Origin of the sequence: uncultured Luteimonas sp. (assembly GCF_947492465.1) — a bacterium.
Taxonomy (GTDB): domain Bacteria; phylum Pseudomonadota; class Gammaproteobacteria; order Xanthomonadales; family Xanthomonadaceae; genus Luteimonas.
Window position 1 is genome coordinate 549,627 of record NZ_CANLNF010000001.1, and the last position, 18,644, is coordinate 568,270.

An 18,644-nucleotide genomic window follows, 5' to 3' on the forward strand; every position below is an offset into this window, starting at 1 on the left:
GGTGCGCGACTCCCGGGCACGCTGCGCTAGCATGCGCGCCTGATCCCGCGAGGAGTTCCACGCCCATGCGCCACTGATTGCCGCCGTCGCCAGACGGCCAGGTTCCCGCCGTCCCCGGACTGCGGGCGTCAGGCATTCCAGTGGAGATGCGCATGGCCGATCCCAGGCTTGCATTGAGCGCGGTGTCGTTCGTCCTGCCCGATGGCAGGACGCTGTTCCCGCCGATCGATTTCGAACTCGACGCCGTGCCGACCGGCCTGGTCGGCGGCAACGGCGTTGGCAAGAGCGTGCTTGCGCGGATCGTCGCCGGCATCCTGGCGCCCACGACCGGGCGTCGCGAAGGCGATGCGCGGGTGCATTACCTGCCGCAGCTGGTGCGGATCGAGCCGGACCAGCGCGTGGCCGGGCTGATGGGCGTCGCGGACCCGCTCGCCGCGCTGGAGCGGATCGAGGCGGGCAGCGCCGATCCGCTGGATTTCGAACGCCTGGGCGATCGCTGGACCCTGCGCGGGCAACTCGCGCAGGCACTGGCGCAGGCAGGCCTGCCGGGCCTGGATCCGTGGCGCCCGGCCGGCACGCTCAGCGGCGGCGAAGCCATGCGCGTGGCGCTGGCAGGCGCGTGGCTGGCGGACGCCGACGTGCTGGTGCTCGACGAGCCGGGCAACCATCTCGACCGGCAACAGCGCACCAGCCTCGTCGAACGGCTGCAGGGCTGGCGCAAGGGCCTGCTGCTGGTCAGCCACGATCGCGACCTGCTCGACGGCATGCAGCGGATCGTCGAGCTCTCGCCGGCGGGCCTGCGCAGCTACGGCGGCAACCACGCCTTCTACGTGCGGCAGCGCGCGGAGGAGCGCGCAGCGGCCATGGCGACGCTGGAGCAGGCGCGCCTGGACCACCAACGCCTGCAGGCGGCGCAACGCGAGCAGCACGAGCGCCAGCAGCGGCGCCAGGCCCGTGGCAACCGCTCGGCGAAGCGGGCCAACCAGGCGCCGATCCTGCTGGGCATGGCCCGGGCGCGCAGCGAGGCGAGCGCTGGACGGCTCGGGGCGCGGCAGGCCGAGGCGCTGGCGCAGTCCGCATCGGCGCAGCACGAGGCCGCGGCGGCAGTCGACGCCGTGCCGCAACTGGCGCTGTGCATGGCAGGCGGGAGCGGTCCGGAACGCATGGTCGTGCGGCTCGAACGGGCGGTGCTGGCGCATGTGCCCGCCACCGCGGCTGGACTGGACCTCGCACTGACCGCGCGCCAGCGGATCGGCGTGGTCGGTCCCAACGGCAGCGGCAAGTCCAGCCTGCTGCGGGTGCTGGCGGGCCGCCAGGCGCCGCTGTCCGGGCGCCGGCTCGCGTATGCCCCGATCGCCTGTTTCGACCAGCAGCTGGACGGCCTCGATCCGCTGCGGTCGACCCTGGACAACCTGCGTCGCGCCAACCCGGTCGCGGCGGAGGCCGACCTGCGCGGCCGGCTGGCCCTGCTGGGGATGGATGCCGACCTGGTGCGGACGCCGTGCGGCCGCCTGAGCGGCGGCGAACGGGTCAGGGCCGCGCTGGCCTGCGTGCTGTATGCGCAGACGCCGCCGTCACTGCTGCTGCTCGACGAACCGGGCAACCATCTGGAGCTGGCTGCGCTGGACACGCTGGAGCGGATGCTCGCGCAGTACCGGGGCGGCCTCGTCCTCGTGTCCCACGACCGGCGCCTGCTCGACGCCGCGGGCCTGAGTCACCGGATCGATGCCGGCGCCGATGCCTGGCATCTCGCACCGTGGTGAGCGCAACGGGTGCGGGATGTGGTGGCCGGGCGCTTGCGGCAAAATGGCGTGGACGGCGACCGCGCCGGTTTCGCAGGCAGTTCCCTTGAAATTCTTTGTTTCGTGCGCCAAAGGCCTCGAGTACCTGCTCGTGGACGAGCTGCTGGCGCTCGGTTGCGCACAGGCCACCGCCACCGTCGCCGGCGCCAATGTCGAGGGCACGCCCGAGGACGCGCAGCGCGCCGTGCTCTGGTCGCGCCTGGCCAGCCGGGTGCTGTGGCCGCTGGCCGATTACGAGTGCGCCGACGAACATGCGCTGTACGCCGGCGCGCGCGCGCTGCCCTGGCAGGAACACCTCGACCCGGGCATGACCCTGGCGGTGGATGCGCACGTGTCGGGGAGCGCGATCACGCACGCGCGCTATGCCGCGCAGCGGCTCAAGGATGCGGTGGTGGATGCGCTGCGCGACGCGACCGGCGCGCGCCCCGACGTGGATGTCGAAGCGCCGGACCTGCGCCTGGGCCTGGTGGTGCGCAAGGGGCGCGCGATCGTCTCGGTCGACCTGGGCGGCGGCCCGATGCATCGACGCGGCTGGCGTCGCGCGCAGGGCGATGCGCCGCTGAAGGAGAACCTGGCCGCGGCGCTGCTGCTGCGTGGCGGCTGGCCGGCGCTGTATGCCGAGGGCGGCGGCCTGCTCGATCCGATGTGCGGCAGCGGCACGCTGCTGATCGAAGGCGCGCTGATGGCGGCCGACGTGGCGCCGGGCCTGCTGCGGCACGGCGAGCGCGCGCCCAGCCGCTGGCGTGGTTTCGATGTCGGGGTGTGGGAGCGGCTGGTCGTCGAGGCCATGGCGCGCGAGCGCGCCGGGCGCGCCTCGCTGCGTCCGGTCTTCGAAGGTCGCGACCTGGACCCGGAGGCGATCGGCAACGCCCGCGAGAACGCCACGGCCGCCGGACTGCGCGATGCGATCCGCTTCGAGGTTGGCGATATCGGGGCGCTGCCTGCGCAGGCCACGCCGCGCGGCCTGGTGGTCTGCAATCCCCCCTACGACGCGCGGCTCGCGGCCGATCCCGGGCTGTATCGCGCGTTGGGCAACGCGCTGGCGCGGGCGGTACCGGACTGGCGCGCCAGCCTGCTGTGCGGCGACCGCGAGCTGGCCTTCGCCAGCGGCCTGCGCGCGAAGAAGAGCTACCAGATGTTCAACGGTGCGCTCGAGTGCACGCTCATCGTCTGCGATCCGGTGCGTCCGCCCGTGCGCGCCCAGGCCGAGCCGCGCGAGCTGTCCGAGGGCGCGCGCATGGTCGCCAACCGGCTGCGCAAGACGCTCAAGGCCTCGAAGACCTGGCGCACGCGCGAAGGCGTGGACTGCTTCCGCGCCTACGACGCCGACATCCCCGAATACGCCGCGGCGATCGATGTCTACACCGAGGCCGACGCGGGCACGCGCTGGCTGCACGTGCAGGAATACGCCGCGCCTGCCGAGATTCCGGATGCGGTGACCCGCAAGCGGTTCGGCGAACTGCTGGCCGGCGCCGCCGATGCGCTGGAGGTGCCGCGCGAGCGCATCGCGGTGAAGACCCGCGCCAAGGGCAAGGGTGGCAGCAAGTACGGCCACTTCGCCCGGCGCGGCGAGTTCCTGTCCGTCCGCGAGGGCCAGGCGCGGCTGCGCGTGAACCTGTTCGACTATCTCGATACCGGCCTGTTCCTCGACCACCGGCCGCTGCGCCTGGAGATCGCCGCCGAGGCGCGCGACAAGCGTTTCCTCAACCTGTTCTGCTACACCGGCGCGGCCACGGTGCAGGCGGCGGTCGGCGCTGCGGCGCAGACCACCAGCGTCGACCTGTCGGCCACCTACCTCGAGTGGCTGGCCGACAACCTGCGCGAGAACGACATCGGCGGCACCCGCCACCGCATCACCCAGGCAGACGCCATGGCCTGGCTGCGCGCCGATCGCGGCGAGTACGACCTGGTGTTCTGCGATCCGCCCACCTTCTCCAACTCCGCGCGTGCCGACGATTTCGACGTGCAGCGCTCGCATGTGGAGCTGCTGCGGCTGGCGGTGGCGCGGCTGTCCTACGGCGGTGTGCTGTATTTCTCCAACAATTTCCGCCGCTTCCGGCTCGACGGCGAGGCCGTGTCCGCGTTCGCCGAGGTCGAGGACGTCAGCCCGGCCACGATCCCGCCGGACTTCGCGCGCAATCCGCGGATCCACCGCACCTGGCGGCTGCGGGCCCGCGGCAGCTGACGGTGTCGCCGAAAGATGTTGGAAGGATGCACAGGTTTTGACATTTATCGTTCTATTGATGCTGGTAATAGTCGCGCGGCGCCGGTGCATAGTGGCCCCAGTCCACAGAGGGCCCGGCCCATGAGCACCATCGATCCCATCCGTTACGCCCGCATCGCCCGCACGATCCGCGGCACGCCCGCGTCCGACGGGGCCGGGGTCAAGCTGACGCGTGTCATCGGCGGCGCCGAGCTGCCGGATCTCGATCCGTTCCTGCTGCTCGACGAGTTCGGCACCGATCGCCCGGAGGACTACCTGGCCGGGTTCCCGAGCCATCCGCACCGCGGCTTCGAGACCGTGACCTACATGCTCGACGGCCGCATGCGGCACAAGGACAACCACGGCAACGAGGGCCTGCTGGTTCCCGGCTCGGTGCAGTGGATGACCGCCGGCCGCGGCCTGGTGCATTCGGAGATGCCCGAGCAGGAGGCCGGCCGCATGCGCGGTTTCCAGCTCTGGGTGAACCTGCCGGCGAAGGAGAAGATGACCGATCCGCGCTACCAGGAATTCCCGCCCGCCGAGTTGCCGGTGGTGACGCCGGCGCCCGGTGTGACGGTGAAGCTGATCGCCGGCGAAGTCGACGGTGTGCGCGGCCCGATCTCGCAGCCGGCGACCGAGCCGCTGTACCTCGACATCGCGCTGGAGGCGGATGCGCAGTGGCTGCATGCCCTGCCTGCCGGCCACAACGCCTTCGAGGGGCAGGTGCTGCTGGGCAGCGACGACGATGCCCGGCCACTGGCGGCGCAGGAGATGGCTGTCCTGGGCGGCGGCGACGTGCTCAGCCTGCGCGCCGGCGCGCAGGGCGCACGCCTGATCCTGGTCGCAGGGCGTCCGCTGCGCGAGCCGGTGGCCCGCCATGGTCCGTTCGTGATGAACACCCGGCAGGAGATCATGCAGGCCTTCGTCGATTACCAGGAAGGCCGCTTCTGACAGGGCGCGCCAGCGTTGCGTCGACATGGAAGCCGGGCATTGCCCGGCTTCTTCGCGATGCGGGTCGCGCCCATCAGCCGGACTGCCGCGATCCCTGCCGTCACCGTGGCCCCGAAAGGGCGATGCGGCGCTGCAGCAGGCGCCTGCGCGAGCCGTGGGTATAGTGGTCCCCGGAAACGGACTTCGCCCCCCAAGGCAGACGGCGCCATCCACGGAGCTGTTGCGGTGCGGCACCTCCCCCATGCAGGACTGTGACCTCGTGGTCCCTTCGCTACATGGAGCTATTTCCGATGAGAACGATGATCCTGCTGTTGGCCGGCCTGCTGTGGTCGGGCCACGCGACCGCGCAGGCGGCCGAAGAGAATTGCCCCGAACTGCCGGCGGGCGCGGCCCTGGGCTGGGAGGTGGTGCATGGACCGGACTTCGTGTTCTGCAAGGCCATCAGCGAGGCCGACGGCAACCAGGCGTTTTCGGTGCTGCTGGGACCCGATCCCGCGTTCCGGCCCGAGCGTGCGCTGCGCGAGGACGGTGGCGTGATCGACGGCCACAAGGTGCGCTGGTATCGCGGTGACGTGGCTACGCGCCGCGACGTGCATGTGCGCGAGACGCTGGTGGAACTGGGGCGAAGCAGCAATGCCCATATCGTGGTGCGCGCCGATTCCGAGGAACTGCTGGCGCGCAACCAGCAACTGGCCGAGGCCATGCGCTTCCGCGCAACCGCGGTCGGCGGCGACTGAGCCGCCCGGGCGCCGAGGCCCGGAAAGGATTGTACGTAGCCGGCGGATGCCGGCTGCGCGACCGCGGGCTAGTGGCTGCCCAGCCTGGTATCGGCGAAGCGCAGGCCTTCGGCCAGGCGCCGGCTCTCGGCCAGCTGCTCTTCGCTGACGGCGCGCAGCACGATGTGGGCGACCAGGTCGTCGTCCAGTTCGATGGCGGTTTCGCGCACGATCGCGTTCGTGGTCGCTACATCGCCGCGATACCAGCGGATTTCGTGGCCGTCGATCGCGCCGCGCTCCTCGCGCAGCGACATGCGCTCGCGCATCGGCGACTCTTCGCGCAGCATCACCGAGAACGCCTGGGCGCCGTCGGCCTGGTGCACGGCGCGGCAGTAGAGGAAATCCCCGCCTTCGGAAACCTCCCACGCCAGCCCGCTGGCCGGCGGCAGCTCCGGGCACGCGCCCGACTGTGCCAGGGCCTGCAGGGGCAGGAGCAGGGCGGCGAACGGAATCCAGCGCTTGATCATCGAGCGGTCCATGCAAGGGGGACGTCCCGACCATGCCACGGCCAGTCCCATGATGCAATGCACCAAAAGTGACGGCCGTCTCCATTTGCATGTGGCCGCCCGGCGGGAGCAGCCGTCTGTCCGGCCGCGGCGGCTGTCAGTAGCGGGCCACTTCCAGGCGCGCATCGCCATGCGCGTCGATGCGCACGGTGCTGATGCGGTCGAATTCGTGCTCGGGCATCGGTTCGACGTCGCAGGCGCAAAGCATGGCGACGAGATCGGGGACGGTATTGCTGTGCCCGGCCACCAGCACCGTGCCCCCGGGGTGCGCTGCCCTGAGCCGCGCGATGAAGCTGGCGGCGGGTTCGCGCGGATCGTAGAGCACCGGCTGCAGCCTCTGCGCCGCCGCCACGGGCGCGACGGTCTGACGGGTGCGGTGCAGGTCGGTGGTGTAGATCGCGACCAGCGGTTCGCCTGCCAGCCGGGTGGCCAGCTTCCGGGCGCGCGCGTGGCCGGCGGCGCTCAGTTCGGGATCAGCGCTGGCGTCCGCCTTTTCCGCATGCCGCACGACCACGAACACGACGCCCCCGGCAGCGGCGCGCTCCGGTGGCGGACTGGCGCAGGCCAGCAGCATGACCACGGCCAGCAGCGCCGGCAGCGCGTGCCGCCACGCGGTACAGCTGCCGCGGGACGGGCCAGGCCTGCGGTGCGCAACATCGGAGTTCATCGGCGTCCTCCGGTTGGCGCGCCGGAAGGCGCGAGCGCCAGCAGCAGGCCGCGCGCGGCCTTGGAGCGCGTGTCGAAGTCGGGCAGGTCCAGGCTGATGCGCAGCTTGTCCGGCCCGTCCATCCGGTAGTGTTTCGGCTGTCCCTGGATCAGGCGGATCACGCCCATCGGGTCGATCGCGGGCTGTTCGGTGAACTGCAGGCGCCCGCCGGCCTCGCCCAGGTCGAGCTTGCGGATGCCCAGCGCGGTGGCCTGCTGCTTGAGTTCGGCAATCGCGAACAGATGCCGGGCCGGATCCGGCAGCAGCCCGAAGCGGTCGATCATCTCCACCTGCAGTTCGCGCAGCGCGTCGGCATCGCGCGCCGAGCTGATGCGCTTGTACAGGGTCAGGCGCGTGTGCACATCGGGCAGGTAATCCTCGGGGATCAGCGCCGGGACGTGCAGTTCCACCTCCGCGCCGCGGTACGCGGGTTCGTCCGCGTCGGGCAGCTTGCCCTGGCGGATGCTGCGCACCGCGCGCTCGAGCAGTTCGGTGTAGAGGCTGAAGCCGACCTCGGCCATCTGCCCACTCTGGTCCTCGCCCAGCAGTTCGCCGGCGCCGCGGATCTCCAGGTCGTGCGTGGCCAGGGTGAAGCCCGCGCCCAGCTCGTCCATCGAGGCGATCGCATCCAGCCGCTTCTGCGCATCGCCGGTGATCGAGCGCGCGTCCGGCACCACCAGGTAGGCGTAGGCGCGGTGGTGGGAGCGGCCGACGCGGCCGCGCAGCTGGTGCAGCTGGGCCAGGCCGAACTTGTCGGCGCGGTTGATGATGATGGTGTTGGCGTTGGGGATGTCGATGCCCGATTCGATGATGGTCGAGCACAGCAGCACGTTGAAGCGCTGCTTGTGGAAGTCGAGCATCACCCGTTCCAGCTCGCGCTCGGGCATCTGGCCGTGGGCGATGCCGATGCGGGCGTCAGGCACCAGCTCCTGCAGCTGGCGCTGCATGCGGCCGATGCTTTCCACGTCGTTGTGCAGGAAGTAGACCTGGCCACCGCGCGCGAGCTCGCGCTGGAAGGCTTCGCGCAGCATCGCATCGTCCCAGGCGTGGACGAAGGTCTGCACCGCCAGGCGGTGCGCCGGCGGGGTGGCGATGATCGACAGGTCGCGCAGCCCGGCCATGGCCATGTTGAGCGTGCGCGGGATCGGCGTGGCGGTGAGCGTGAGCAGGTGCACGTTGGCGCGCAGCGCCTTGAGCGCCTCCTTCTGGCGCACGCCGAAGCGCTGCTCCTCGTCGACGATGACCAGGCCCAGGTCCTTGAACTTCACGTCCTTCTGCAGCAGCCGGTGGGTGCCGACAATGACGTCGAGCGTGCCTTCGGCGATCTTGTCGATCTCGGCCTTGATCTCCTTGCTGCTCTTGAAGCGCGACAGCACCTCCACCTTGAGCGGCCAGTCGGCGAAGCGGTCGCGGAAGTTGCGGTAGTGCTGCTCGGCCAGCAGCGTGGTGGGCACCAGCACCGCGACCTGCTTGCCGGCCGCGGCGGCGACGAAGGCCGCGCGCACCGCGACCTCGGTCTTGCCGAAGCCGACGTCGCCGCAGACCACGCGGTCCATCGGCTGGCTGGAGCCGAGGTCGCCGATCACCGCCTCGATCGCGGCATGCTGGTCGGGCGTCTCCTCGAACGGGAACGCCGCGGCGAAGGGTTCGTACATGGCGCGGTCGACCTGCAGCGCCAATCCGGCGCGGGCCTGGCGCTTGGCCTGGATCTCCAGCAGTTCGGCGGCGACGTCGCGCACCTTCTCCTGCGCCTTGCGCTTGGCGCGGGTCCACTGCTCGCCGCCGAGGTTGTGCAGCGGCGCGGTTTCCGGCGAGGCGCCCGAATAGCGGCTCACCAGGTGCAGCTGCGCGACCGGCACGTACAGGCGATCGCCCTTGGCGTACTCGATGTCGAGGTACTCGCCCGGCTGTCCGCCGGCCTCCAGCGTCACCAGGCCACGGTAGCGGCCCACGCCGTGGTCCTCGTGCACGATCGGCGCGCCTTCGCTCAGCTCGCCCAGGTCGCGGATGATCGCCTCGGGCTCGCGTCCGGCGCGCTTGCGGCGGCGCGGCTGCGCGGCGCGCTCGGGGAACAGCTGGCGCTCGGTGAGGACCGCGATTTGCCCGTCGCCGGCGGCCCCGGGGTCCAGGGCGAAACCGTCCTCGAGCGGCGCCACCGCGATCGCGAACCGCGCGCCGTCGGCGGCGGCCTCGGCGCGGGCGGCCGGATGCGGATGGAACGCGGTGAAGCCCGGCAGCACCGCCGGCTTCAGGTCGGCCGCGTCCAGCATTTCCATCAGCGCCTCGCGGCGGCCCGCCGAGTCGGCGGCCACCAGCACCCGGCCGCCATAGCTGGACAGGAAGTGCTTGAGCGCGGCGCCCGGCTCGCTGTCGCGCAGGGCCAGCGGCAGCGAAGGCGCGGGCTGGTCGCCCAGCGCGGCGGCCTGCGCATGGCGCGGGTGCGAGGCCGGGCACAGTTCGATGCGCTGGCCGGCGTTGAGCCGCTCGCGCAGCGCCTCGGGCGACATCCACAGCTCGGACGGCGGCAGGATCGGACGCTCGATGTCGTGGCGCAGCTGCTCGTAGCGGTCGCCGGCCTGCTTCCAGAAATGGTCGGCCGCTTCCAGCGCGCCCTCGTCGACTAGCGGCAGGAAGCCCGGCGCCAGGTAGTCGAACAGGGTGGCGGTCGCATCGAAGAACAGCGGCAGGTAGTACTCGATGCCGGCCGGCGCGATGCCGGCGCGCAGGTCCTGCATCAGCGCGCTGCGGCGCGCGTCGACGTCGAAACGGTCGCGCAGCGCGTCGAGCGCGGCGCCCAGCGCGTCGGCATCGGTGGGCACTTCGCGGCCGGGCAGCATGCGGACCGCCTCGACCCTGTCGAGCGAGCGCTGCGTTTCCGGATCGAAGGCGCGGATCGTCTCGATGCTGTCGTCCAGCAGCTCGACGCGGTAGGGTTCGGCCGCGCCCATCGGGTAGACGTCGAGCAGCCCGCCGCGAACGGCGAAATCGCCCGGATCGAACACCTGGGGCACGTTGCGGTAGCCGGCGCCGTCGAGACGGCGCTTCTCCGCCTCCAGGTCGAGCGTCTGCCCGACGCGCACGTCGAATGCGCTGCCCACGGCGTAGCGCAGTGGCGGCAGGCGCTGCAGCAGCGTCTGCACCGGCACGATCACGATCGCCTGGCGGCGCAGCGAGGGCAGCCGCAACAGGGTGGACAGGCGCTGCGAGATGATGTCCGGGTGCGGGCTGAAGCGGTCCCAGGGCAGGGTTTCCCAGTCCGGGAACGGCACCACCGGCAGGTCGCCGGCCTCGCCCAGCAGGGTGTGCAGGTCAGATTCGAGCTGGTGCGCGGCCTGGTTGTCGCGCGCGATCAGCAGCAGCGGGGCCGGTTGCGCGCGCGCGGCCCGGGCGGCGTGCCAGGCCAGGGCGCTGCGGCTGGCGGGCACGCGCCACCAGGCGCGGGGCTGGCCGGGGCGCGGCAGGAGGGTGGGGAGATTGTCCTGTGCGGGCATCGAATCTGGATCCGGAAAAGCACGACCGCGCCGGCAACGGCGTTGCCAGCGTACGAAGGCGCGATTTTACCCCGGCTGGCGCGAGCGGCCGGCGTCCGCCAGGCGGCAGGGTCCGCAGGACCGCGAACTGCGGTCCGGGCAGTAGCGACGCCCCGGCAGCGTCGGGGCCTTGGCGTGCGCGGTGCGGAGGAATGGTGGCGGAACCGGCGCAGGCGGCGGCCCTGGCCAGTCAGGATCCTTCTTCGTGTTCCGCGTCGCTCAGGACGCTTCCTGCCGCAGCCACTGCAGCCGATGCGCGCCGCCGGCCGGCGCCAGCGCGTCCTGCAGCGCGGGCAGCAGCCGCTGCAGCGCCTGTTCGAAGCGCCACGGCGGGTTGCACAGGAGCATGCCGCTGCCATTCATGCGCAGCGCCGATTCCTCCGGCCGCACCATCAGTTCGGCCACGAGCACCGACTTGGCGGGCAGGTGCGCCGCGCGACGCAGGAACGGCTGCAGCGTGGCGCGCTGCTTGACCGGATACCACAGCGCGAACACGCCCTGCGGCCAGCGCTGCAGTCCCGAGCGCAGCGCCGACAGGATCGGATCGAACTCCGCGCGCTGCGCCTCGTAGGGCGGATCGACCAGGACCAGGCCGCGGCCGATGCGGCTGTCGCCCGACCTGGGCGGCAGCAGGCCATCGATGGCCGAATAGCCGTCGCGCTGGTGCACGCCCACGCGCGCATCGCCGGCGAAACAGCGGCGTAGTTCGGCCGCTTCGTCCGGCTGCAGCTCGCAGCAGGCGATGCGGTCCTGCTCACGCAGCGCATGCGCGAGCAGCCAGGGCGAACCCGGATAGGCAGCGGCGCCGTGCTGCGCGCGGCAAGCCTCCACCGCCGCGCGGTACGGCGCCAGCGCCGCTGCGGTGCCGCGCGCGAACAGGGCCTCGACGCCGGTGGCGGCTTCGCCGGTGCGACGCGCCTCGCCGGCATCGAGCCGGTACAGGCCGCGTCCGGCGTGGGTATCGAGCGCGAAGCATGCCGCGGGCTTGGCCACCAGCGCTTCGCACAGCGCAAGCAGCACGGTGTGCTTGAGCACGTCGGCGTGGTTGCCGGCGTGGAAGGCGTGGCGATAGTTCATGGCAGGCAGCCGGATGCGGGACCGGACAGCCTAAATGTTTGTCGCTCCGGGCGCAGCGGCAACCGCGCCGGGCGCGCCGGCGGCATGCGCTGGCCGCTGCGCGGCGGACGACAAGTCGCTACGCTTCTCCTGCTTCTCCGCCTAGCGATCCCCCATGCCGCGCATCCTCCTGGTCGAAGACGAAGCCGCCATTGCCGGCACGGTGCTGTATGCCCTGCGCGAGGAGGGCCATGCGGCCACGCACTGCCTGACCGCCGGCGATGCGCTGGAGCAGGCGGCAGCGGAGGCCTTCGACCTGGCGATCCTCGATGTCGGCCTGCCCGACCTGGGCGGCTTCGCGCTGTGCCGCCGGCTGCGCGAGCAGCGCGACCTGCCGGTGATCTTCCTGACCGCGCGCCAGGACGAGGCCGACCGGATCCTGGGCTTCGAGCTGGGCGCCGACGATTACGTGCCCAAGCCGTTCTCCCCGCGCGAACTGGTGGCGCGCGTGCGCGCGGTGCTGCGGCGCGTGCAGCCGACCATGCCCGGCGACGCGGCCGCGCCGCCCGCGGCAGGCTTCGACCACGACGCCGAAGGCATGCGCATCCGCTACCGCGGACGGCTGCTCGATCTGACCCGCTACGAATACGGACTGCTGGCGGCGCTGCTGGCGCGCCCCGGCGCGGTACTCAGTCGCGCCCAGCTGATGGACCGGGTCTGGGGCGATGCGCTCGAGAGCGGCGACCGCACCATCGACACCCACGTCAAGACGCTGCGCGCCAAGCTGCATGCGGTGTCCCCCGACGCCGACCCGATCCGCACCCATCGCGGGCTGGGCTATTCGCTGGCCGTGGACTGAGTTCGCGTCAGTGAAGATCGGCCTGCGCATCCTGCTCGGCTATTTCGTGATCGTCGCGATCGCCGGCTTCCTGCTGATGCGCGTGTTCGTGCAGGAGGTCAAGCCGGGCGTGCGCCAGGCGATGGAGGACACGCTGGCCGATACCGCCAACGTGCTCGCCGAACTGGCCACCGACGACATGCTCGCCGGGCGCATGGCCGACGGCCGTTTTGCCGCGCGCATCGCCAAGCTGCGCGAACGCGAGCTGGGCGCGCGCATCTGGGATTTCGACAAGTCCGGCGTGAGCTATCGCATCACCGTCACCGATGCCGCCGGCATCGTCGTGTTCGACTCGGCCGGACGCGACCTGGGCCGCGACAATTCGCGCTGGAACGATGTCTACCGCACCCTGCGCGGAGAGTACGGCGCGCGTTCCACGCGCAGCGATCCGGCCGACGAGTCGTCCTCGGTGATGCACGTGGCCGCGCCGATCCGCGATGGCGAGCGCGTGATCGGGGTGCTGACCGTATCCAAGCCCAACCGCACGATCGAACCGTTCATCCAGCGCAGCGAACGCATCGTGCGGCGCTGGGGGCTGGTGCTGCTCGGTGCGGCCCTGACCATCGGCCTGTTCGCGGCCTGGTGGCTGTCGCGCCAGCTGGGCGGACTGCAGCGCTATGCGCGCGCCGTGACCGAGGGCGAACGCGCCACGCTGCCGCGCTCGGCCGGGGAGTTCCGCGACCTGGGCCTGGCGCTGGAAACCATGCGCGACCGGCTCGAGGGCAAGCAGTACGTGGAGCACTACGTGCACAGCCTCACCCATGAGCTGAAATCGCCGCTGACCGCGATCCGCGGTGCGGCCGAGCTGCTCGAGCGGCCGCTGCCCGAGGCAGACCGCGCCCACTTCGCCGCCACGATCCGCGAGCAGGGCGAACGCATGACCCGCACCATCGACATGCTGCTGGCGCTTGCGGCGGTCGAACACCGCCAGAGGATCGAGGATCCCGAGCCCGTGGACATGGGCGCGCTGCTGGCCGATGCGCATGCGGATGCGTCCCTGCGCGCCAGCGACGCGGGCGTGGACCTTGCGATTGCGACAGCGGGTGCGCTGCCGCCGCTGCCGGGCGATCGCTTCCTGCTGCGGCAGATGCTCGGCAACCTGCTCGACAACGCCATCGACTTCTCGCCGCGCGGCGGGCGGGTCACCCTGGCCGCGCGCATGGACGGTGCGCGCCTGCGCGTCGAGGTGTCGGACCAGGGGGCGGGCATCCCCGACTATGCGGCCGGCCGGGTGTTCGAGCGCTTCTATTCGCTGCCGCGCCCCGGCAGCGGCGCGCGCAGCAGTGGCCTGGGGCTGGGCTTCGTGCGCGAGGTCGCGTCGCTCCACGGCGGCGAGGCCGACCTGCGCAACGGCCCGGGCGGCGGCGCGATCGCCAGCGTGCTCCTGCCGCTGGGCTGAGGGTTGGCAGGCGCGCATCGGCCGCGTCGTCGCACGGCGCCAGCTGGCCCCGGGTCTCGCGCCCGACCCGGAACAGTCGTGCGCGCCGCGCCGCTTCACCCACGCTTCACCGTCCCGCCATCGTCGCCCCGCATCGGATGCGCATCGTGCCGGCTGTATCCGGACGAGGAGCAAGTGCGATGCGACTGTGGCTGAAGATCCTGATGGTGGCGGGCATGACCCTGGCGATCCTGGTGCCGTTGCTGCTGATCCGCGGCACGATCCAGGAGCGCCAGGCCTATCGGCACGAGGCGGTGCGCGACATCGCGGCCAACTTCGGCGGGCATCAGGTCTTCGGCGGGCCGGTGCTGGTGGTGCCCTACACCGAGACGGTGGAGGCAGAGGTGGTGCAGGACGACGGCGAATCGCGACGCGTGGTGCAGCGCAGGACGGGCAGCTGGACGTTCTTCCCCGAATCGCTGTCGATCGACGGCACGCTGCTGCCGGACACGCGGCGCCGCGGACTGCACGAGGTGCGCGTCTACCAGTGGGACGGTGCGGCCGTGGCCAGGTTCGACGTGCAGCTGCCGCCACCGGAGGACGCGGCGGCCAGCCGCGAGCTCGGGCGGCCCTGGCTGAGCTACGGCATCGCCGACGTGCGCGGGCTGCGCGGCACGCCGCGGCTGCTGGCCGGCGGCGTCGCGATGACCCCGCTGCAGGGCATCGGCCACGCCGATGGTCCCGGCCTGCACGTGCGCCTCGACGCGCCTGGCGACGGCGGCCGCATCGTGCTGGACACGCGCATCGAACTGCAGCTGCGCGGGACCGAGGCCTTCGCGATGATGCCCTACGGGCGCAACAACGACCTGCGCCTGGCCTCGTCCTGGCCGCATCCGAAGTTCGAGGGCGTTTCGCCGCAGCACGACATGGACGGCAGCGGCTTCCGCGCGCGCTGGCAGCTCGCGTCGGTGGCGAGCAACGCGCAGCGCCGTTACCTGCAGCAGCCCTCGCTAGGCCTGTCGGAGGTGGCCGCGGGCCAGGCCTGGGCGCCGCAGCCCGACGCCGTCAGCGTGTCCCTGGTCGATCCGGTCAATCCCTACCTGCAGGCCGAGCGCGCGACCAAGTACGGCCTGCTGTTCGTGCTGCTGACCTTCGTCGGCTTCTTCATGTTCGAACTGCTCAAGCGGCTGCCGATCCATCCGATCCAGTACGCGCTGGTGGGACTGGCAATCGCGATCTTCTTCCTGCTGCTGGTCAGCCTCAGCGAACACGTCGCCTTCGGCCTGGCCTACCTGGGCGCGGCGGTGGCCTGCATCGGGCTGATCGCGTTCTACCTGTCTGCGGTGCTGCGCAGCACCGCGCGCGGACTCGGCTTCGCCGCGATCCTGGCGGCGCTGTACGCGGCGCTCTACGGCCTGCTCGTGTCCGAGGACAACGCGCTGGTGCTCGGCGCCGGCCTGCTGTTCCTGATCCTGTCCGCGATCATGGTGGCCACGCGCAAGGTGGACTGGTACCAGCTCTCGGCGCGCACGGCTGCGGCCCGGGACTGAGGCCGGCGCTAGAATCGGCGGATGCGCGAGGACTCCCCACTCACCATCCGCAGCCTGACCGGCAGCGACGCGCGGCGGCATCTGGACGATGTCGCCGCGCTGCGTATCGAGGTGTTCCGCGACTGGCCCTACCTCTATGCCGGCGATATGGACTACGAACGCGACTACCTCGCCGCCTACGCGGCCTCGCCGCGCAGCGTGTTCGTGCTGGCCTTCGCTGGCGGACGCGTGGTCGGTGCGTCCACCGGACTGCCGCTGGTCGACGATGCGCCGGCGTTCCGCGCGCCGTTCGCGGGCCGCGACCCAGATCCGGCGCAGGTGTTCTATTTCGGCGAATCGGTGCTGCTGCCGGCGTATCGCGGGCAGGGCGCCGGCCACGCATTCTTCGATCATCGCGAGGCGCATGCGCGCAGGCTGGGCGGTTTCGGCTGGACCGCGTTCGCCGCCATCGACCGCGACCCGCGCGATCCCCGGCGTCCCGGCGACCATCGTGGCCACGAGGCACTGTGGCGCGGCCGCGGCTATACGCGCCAGCCCGGGCTTTCGATGCAGCTGGACTGGGCCGAGCCCGGCGTCGGCGAGTGCAGCCACGCACTGACCTTCTGGACGCGGCCGCTGGAGTCGGCGGCATGAAGGTCGCCGCCGCGAAATATGCGATCCAGGCGCCCGCCAGCTTCGATGCGTTCGCGCAACGCCAGCGGCGCCTGCTCGAGGGCGTCGCGGCGCAGGGCGCCGGCATCGCCGTCCTGCCGGAATACCTGTCGCTGGAGCTGGCCTCGACGCTGGCCCCGGACATTGCCGGCGACCTGCACGCCTCGCTGGCGGCGATCCAGCGCTATCGCGAACCGTGGCTGGCGCTGTTCTCGGCGATCGCGCGCGACACCGGCATGATCGTCGCCGCAGGCACGTTCCTGGTCGACTCCGGAACCGGACGCTACCGCAACCGCGCCGACCTGCTGCTGCCCGGCGGCGCCCATGCCTGGCAGGACAAGCTGCAGCTCACCGGCTTCGAGAAGGCGACCGGCCTGATCGATGGCGGCGACGCGCTGAAGGTGTTCGACGTGGGCGGGCTGCGGCTGGGCCTGGCGGTGTGCTACGACATCGAGTTCCCGCTGCCGGTGCGCGCGCAGTACGAGGCTGGCGCGCGGCTGCTGCTGGTGCCCAGCTGCACCGACACCGCGGCCGGCGCGACCCGCGTCCGCGTGGGCTGCCTGGCGCGCGCGCTGGAGAACCGCTGCTTCGTGGCACGGGCGGTGACCGCGGGTGAGGCGCCCTGGAACCCTGCGCTGGACGTGAATACCGGCGAGGCGGCCCTCCATGCGCCGATGGACGCCGGCTGGCCGGCCGATGGCGTGGTTGCAGCCACCGTGGGCGACGCGCAATGGGCAGTGGCCGAACTCGATTTCGCGGCGCTGGAGGATTCGCGCGCACACGCCCAGGTGGCCAACGATCGCGACTGGCGCGGCCAGTCGCTCCCGGGGGTCGCCAGCGCCCGGGTCGAACGACTGGACTGAAGCGCGCAGCGGCAGGCCGTGACGCGCTGCCTACAGCAGCGTGCCGATCCACAGCGAGAGGCTGGCCAGCGCGCCGCCGATGGCGGTGGCGGCGAGTACGTCGCTGGGGTAGTGCAGGCCCAGCACCACGCGCGAGGCGGCCACCGCCATGGTGAACGGCAGGAGCGGCCAGGCCAGCGCCGGATAGTAGGCCAGCGCCACGACGGTGAAGGCCACCGCGTGCAGGGTGTGGCCGGAGGGGAAGCTGAACTCGTCCAGAGGCGCCACCCAGGCATGGATGCGGCAGTCGGCGGCGAACGGGCGCGGCCGCCGCGTCCAGCGCTTGAGGAACTTGTACAGGCTGAGCGCCACCACGCCGGTCGCCGCCAGGTGCGCGCTGGCGGCGAGGCCGTCCAGGCCGTCGGCGAGGATCATCGTCGCCATCAGCAGGTACCAGAACACCCCGTCGCCCAGGCGGCTGACCAGGGCGAAGCCGCTGCGGATCCCGCGCCGCGCGCCGGCGCGGTTGGCGCGCAGGCACCAGCCCGAATCGTTCTGCACCCACCAGCTAGGCTGCGGCGTCGTCGACATGTGTGTGCTCCGGTTCGCGAAGTCCTGCCAGCAGCCGGTCGAAGTCCGCCGCCACCTGCTGTTGCGAGAGCCCAAGCACGGCCTCGCGCGCCGCGAATCCCTGGGCCCGCAGCCGGTCGGGGTCGCGACCCAGGGCCACCGCGGCAGCGAGGAACGCGCCTTCGTCGTCGCAGGGCACAGCGGCGCCATGGATGCCGTCGCGCAGGTGTTCGCGCGCCGCGCCGTAGTCGTAGGCGATGACCGGGACGCCGCTGGCCATTGACTCGAGGGTCACGTTGCCGAAAGTCTCGCTCCGGCTCGGAAACAGGAACAGGTCGGCGCTCGCGAACATGCGCGCCAGCGCCTCGCCGCGCAGCACGCCGGTGAAGGCGCAATCGGGATTCTCGCGCTGCAGGCGCTCGCGCAGCGGCCCGTTGCCCACCATGACCATCCGTGCGTCGGGACGCTGTGCCTGCAGCCGGCGGAATGCGCGCAACGCCAGCGGCAGGTTTTTCTCCGGCGCCAGCCGCCCGACATGGATCACCAGCGGCGCACCGGCCGCGATCCCCAGCGCGGCACGCACCGCGGCGCTGCGGCGGGACGGGTCGAACAGGGCGGTATCGACCGCCCGCGGCAGCCGGCGCACGTGGCGGAAGCCGCTGCTGCGGAGGGTGGTTTCCAGTTCGCGCGTCGGTACCAGGGTCGCATCGGCCCGGTTGTGGAAGCGGCGCATCCACTCCAGTGCGACCGGCTCGAGCCAGGGCATGCGGTAGTCGCGCATGTACTCGTCGAAGCGGGTGTGGAAGCCGGTGGCGATCGGGATCCCGAGCCTGCGGGCGGCGCGCAGGGCGGACCAGCCCAGCGGGCCTTCCGTGGCGATGTAGATCGCGTCGGGTCGAGCGCTGCGCCAGGTGCGGCCCAGCAACCGCGCAGCCGGCAGGCCCGCGCGCAGGCCCGGATAGCGGGGCAGCGCGAAGCCGGGCACGAGCGTCTGTTCCGGATCGGCTGGGCCTGCCTCCTGCTGGCGCGGCCGCACCAGCGAGACCCGGTGGCCGCGCGCCCGCAAGCCGGTGACCAGCGACTGCACGGTCAACGCCACGCCGTTGACCTCGGGCGGGTACGTCTCGGTGACGATGGCGTAGTGCATGCGGCCTCCGCGTTTGGCCCATGCTGCCCCTGGCGGATGAAACCCCGATGGCGGGCGGATGACCGCGCGGTGACGGAG

Annotated in this window: 15 protein-coding genes; 9 read left to right on the plus strand and 6 right to left on the minus strand. The window is 71.9% G+C overall.

Annotated features, from left to right (window positions below; all coding sequences use genetic code 11):
* Positions 1-152: 152 nt before the first annotated feature.
* The 4 genes from Q0863_RS02505 to Q0863_RS02520 all read left to right on the plus strand — a co-directional run bounded on the left by Q0863_RS02505 (position 153) and on the right by Q0863_RS02520 (position 5,693).
* Complete coding sequence (locus Q0863_RS02505; RefSeq protein ID WP_298574723.1) at positions 153-1,763, plus strand: ABC-F family ATP-binding cassette domain-containing protein; 1,611 nt, start codon at positions 153-155, stop codon at positions 1,761-1,763.
* 85 nt (positions 1,764-1,848) lie between these two features.
* Complete coding sequence (gene rlmKL / locus Q0863_RS02510) at positions 1,849-3,987, plus strand: bifunctional 23S rRNA (guanine(2069)-N(7))-methyltransferase RlmK/23S rRNA (guanine(2445)-N(2))-methyltransferase RlmL (protein WP_298574725.1); 2,139 nt, start codon at positions 1,849-1,851, stop codon at positions 3,985-3,987.
* 120 nt (positions 3,988-4,107) lie between these two features.
* Positions 4,108-4,956, plus strand: coding sequence for a pirin family protein (locus Q0863_RS02515; protein WP_298574727.1), 849 nt, complete (start codon positions 4,108-4,110; stop codon positions 4,954-4,956).
* A gap of 290 nt (positions 4,957-5,246) precedes the next feature.
* Positions 5,247-5,693 carry a hypothetical protein gene (locus Q0863_RS02520; protein ID WP_298574729.1) on the plus strand — a complete coding sequence of 149 codons (447 nt, stop codon included), beginning with the start codon at positions 5,247-5,249 and terminating at the stop codon, positions 5,691-5,693.
* A gap of 68 nt (positions 5,694-5,761) precedes the next feature.
* Here Q0863_RS02520 and Q0863_RS02525 read toward each other — a convergent pair whose 3' ends face one another.
* From Q0863_RS02525 to rlmJ, 4 genes are all read right to left on the minus strand, one after another.
* The gene (locus tag Q0863_RS02525; protein WP_298574731.1) at positions 5,762-6,211 is read right to left on the minus strand and encodes a hypothetical protein; all 450 of its coding nucleotides are present in this window, start codon (positions 6,209-6,211) and stop codon (positions 5,762-5,764) included.
* Positions 6,212-6,335: 124 nt separating this feature from the next.
* Positions 6,336-6,905 carry a phosphoglycerate mutase family protein gene (locus Q0863_RS02530; protein ID WP_298574733.1) on the minus strand — a complete coding sequence of 190 codons (570 nt, stop codon included), beginning with the start codon at positions 6,903-6,905 and terminating at the stop codon, positions 6,336-6,338.
* Positions 6,902-10,435 (minus strand): transcription-repair coupling factor, encoded by a 3,534-nt coding sequence (mfd, locus tag Q0863_RS02535; RefSeq protein ID WP_298574735.1) that lies wholly within the window; start codon positions 10,433-10,435, stop codon positions 6,902-6,904. The genes Q0863_RS02530 and mfd overlap by 4 nt, the downstream gene beginning before the upstream one ends.
* 258 nt (positions 10,436-10,693) lie before the next feature.
* Complete coding sequence (gene rlmJ, locus Q0863_RS02540; protein ID WP_298574737.1) at positions 10,694-11,551, minus strand: 23S rRNA (adenine(2030)-N(6))-methyltransferase RlmJ; 858 nt, start codon at positions 11,549-11,551, stop codon at positions 10,694-10,696.
* A 154-nt stretch (positions 11,552-11,705) separates the two neighbouring features.
* Between rlmJ and creB the strand changes: the two genes are divergently transcribed.
* The 5 genes from creB to Q0863_RS02565 all read left to right on the plus strand — a co-directional run bounded on the left by creB (position 11,706) and on the right by Q0863_RS02565 (position 16,870).
* Positions 11,706-12,389, plus strand: a complete 684-nt coding sequence (creB, locus tag Q0863_RS02545) for a two-component system response regulator CreB (RefSeq protein WP_298574740.1) — start codon at positions 11,706-11,708, stop codon at positions 12,387-12,389.
* A gap of 10 nt (positions 12,390-12,399) precedes the next feature.
* Positions 12,400-13,827 (plus strand): two-component system sensor histidine kinase CreC, encoded by a 1,428-nt coding sequence (gene creC, locus Q0863_RS02550; protein WP_298574742.1) that lies wholly within the window; start codon positions 12,400-12,402, stop codon positions 13,825-13,827.
* A gap of 179 nt (positions 13,828-14,006) precedes the next feature.
* Positions 14,007-15,356 carry a cell envelope integrity protein CreD gene (gene creD / locus Q0863_RS02555; protein WP_298574744.1) on the plus strand — a complete coding sequence of 450 codons (1,350 nt, stop codon included), beginning with the start codon at positions 14,007-14,009 and terminating at the stop codon, positions 15,354-15,356.
* 21 nt (positions 15,357-15,377) lie between these two features.
* Positions 15,378-15,989, plus strand: coding sequence for a GNAT family N-acetyltransferase (locus Q0863_RS02560; RefSeq protein ID WP_298574746.1), 612 nt, complete (start codon positions 15,378-15,380; stop codon positions 15,987-15,989).
* Positions 15,986-16,870, plus strand: coding sequence for a carbon-nitrogen hydrolase family protein (locus tag Q0863_RS02565; RefSeq protein WP_298574748.1), 885 nt, complete (start codon positions 15,986-15,988; stop codon positions 16,868-16,870). The genes Q0863_RS02560 and Q0863_RS02565 overlap by 4 nt, the downstream gene beginning before the upstream one ends.
* 30 nt (positions 16,871-16,900) lie before the next feature.
* Here the strand turns inward: Q0863_RS02565 and Q0863_RS02570 are convergent, their stop codons facing one another.
* Positions 16,901-17,440 (minus strand): phosphatase PAP2 family protein, encoded by a 540-nt coding sequence (locus Q0863_RS02570; protein ID WP_298574749.1) that lies wholly within the window; start codon positions 17,438-17,440, stop codon positions 16,901-16,903.
* Positions 17,418-18,566 carry a glycosyltransferase family 1 protein gene (locus Q0863_RS02575; protein ID WP_298574751.1) on the minus strand — a complete coding sequence of 383 codons (1,149 nt, stop codon included), beginning with the start codon at positions 18,564-18,566 and terminating at the stop codon, positions 17,418-17,420. The genes Q0863_RS02570 and Q0863_RS02575 overlap by 23 nt, the downstream gene beginning before the upstream one ends.
* Positions 18,567-18,644: the final 78 nt, after the last annotated feature.

Coding starts and splice junctions, on each gene's coding strand:
- Q0863_RS02520 (WP_298574729.1), top strand. CDS start 5,247: ATGAGAACGATGATCCTGCTGTTGGCCGGCCTGCTGTGGTCGGGCCAC.
- rlmJ (WP_298574737.1), bottom strand. CDS start 11,551: ATGAACTATCGCCACGCCTTCCACGCCGGCAACCACGCCGACGTGCTC.
- Q0863_RS02505 (WP_298574723.1), top strand. CDS start 153: ATGGCCGATCCCAGGCTTGCATTGAGCGCGGTGTCGTTCGTCCTGCCC.
- creB (WP_298574740.1), top strand. CDS start 11,706: ATGCCGCGCATCCTCCTGGTCGAAGACGAAGCCGCCATTGCCGGCACG.
- Q0863_RS02530 (WP_298574733.1), bottom strand. CDS start 6,905: ATGAACTCCGATGTTGCGCACCGCAGGCCTGGCCCGTCCCGCGGCAGC.
- Q0863_RS02560 (WP_298574746.1), top strand. CDS start 15,378: ATGCGCGAGGACTCCCCACTCACCATCCGCAGCCTGACCGGCAGCGAC.
- Q0863_RS02565 (WP_298574748.1), top strand. CDS start 15,986: ATGAAGGTCGCCGCCGCGAAATATGCGATCCAGGCGCCCGCCAGCTTC.
- Q0863_RS02525 (WP_298574731.1), bottom strand. CDS start 6,211: ATGGACCGCTCGATGATCAAGCGCTGGATTCCGTTCGCCGCCCTGCTC.
- Q0863_RS02570 (WP_298574749.1), bottom strand. CDS start 17,440: ATGTCGACGACGCCGCAGCCTAGCTGGTGGGTGCAGAACGATTCGGGC.
- creD (WP_298574744.1), top strand. CDS start 14,007: ATGCGACTGTGGCTGAAGATCCTGATGGTGGCGGGCATGACCCTGGCG.
- Q0863_RS02515 (WP_298574727.1), top strand. CDS start 4,108: ATGAGCACCATCGATCCCATCCGTTACGCCCGCATCGCCCGCACGATC.
- Q0863_RS02575 (WP_298574751.1), bottom strand. CDS start 18,566: ATGCACTACGCCATCGTCACCGAGACGTACCCGCCCGAGGTCAACGGC.
- mfd (WP_298574735.1), bottom strand. CDS start 10,435: ATGCCCGCACAGGACAATCTCCCCACCCTCCTGCCGCGCCCCGGCCAG.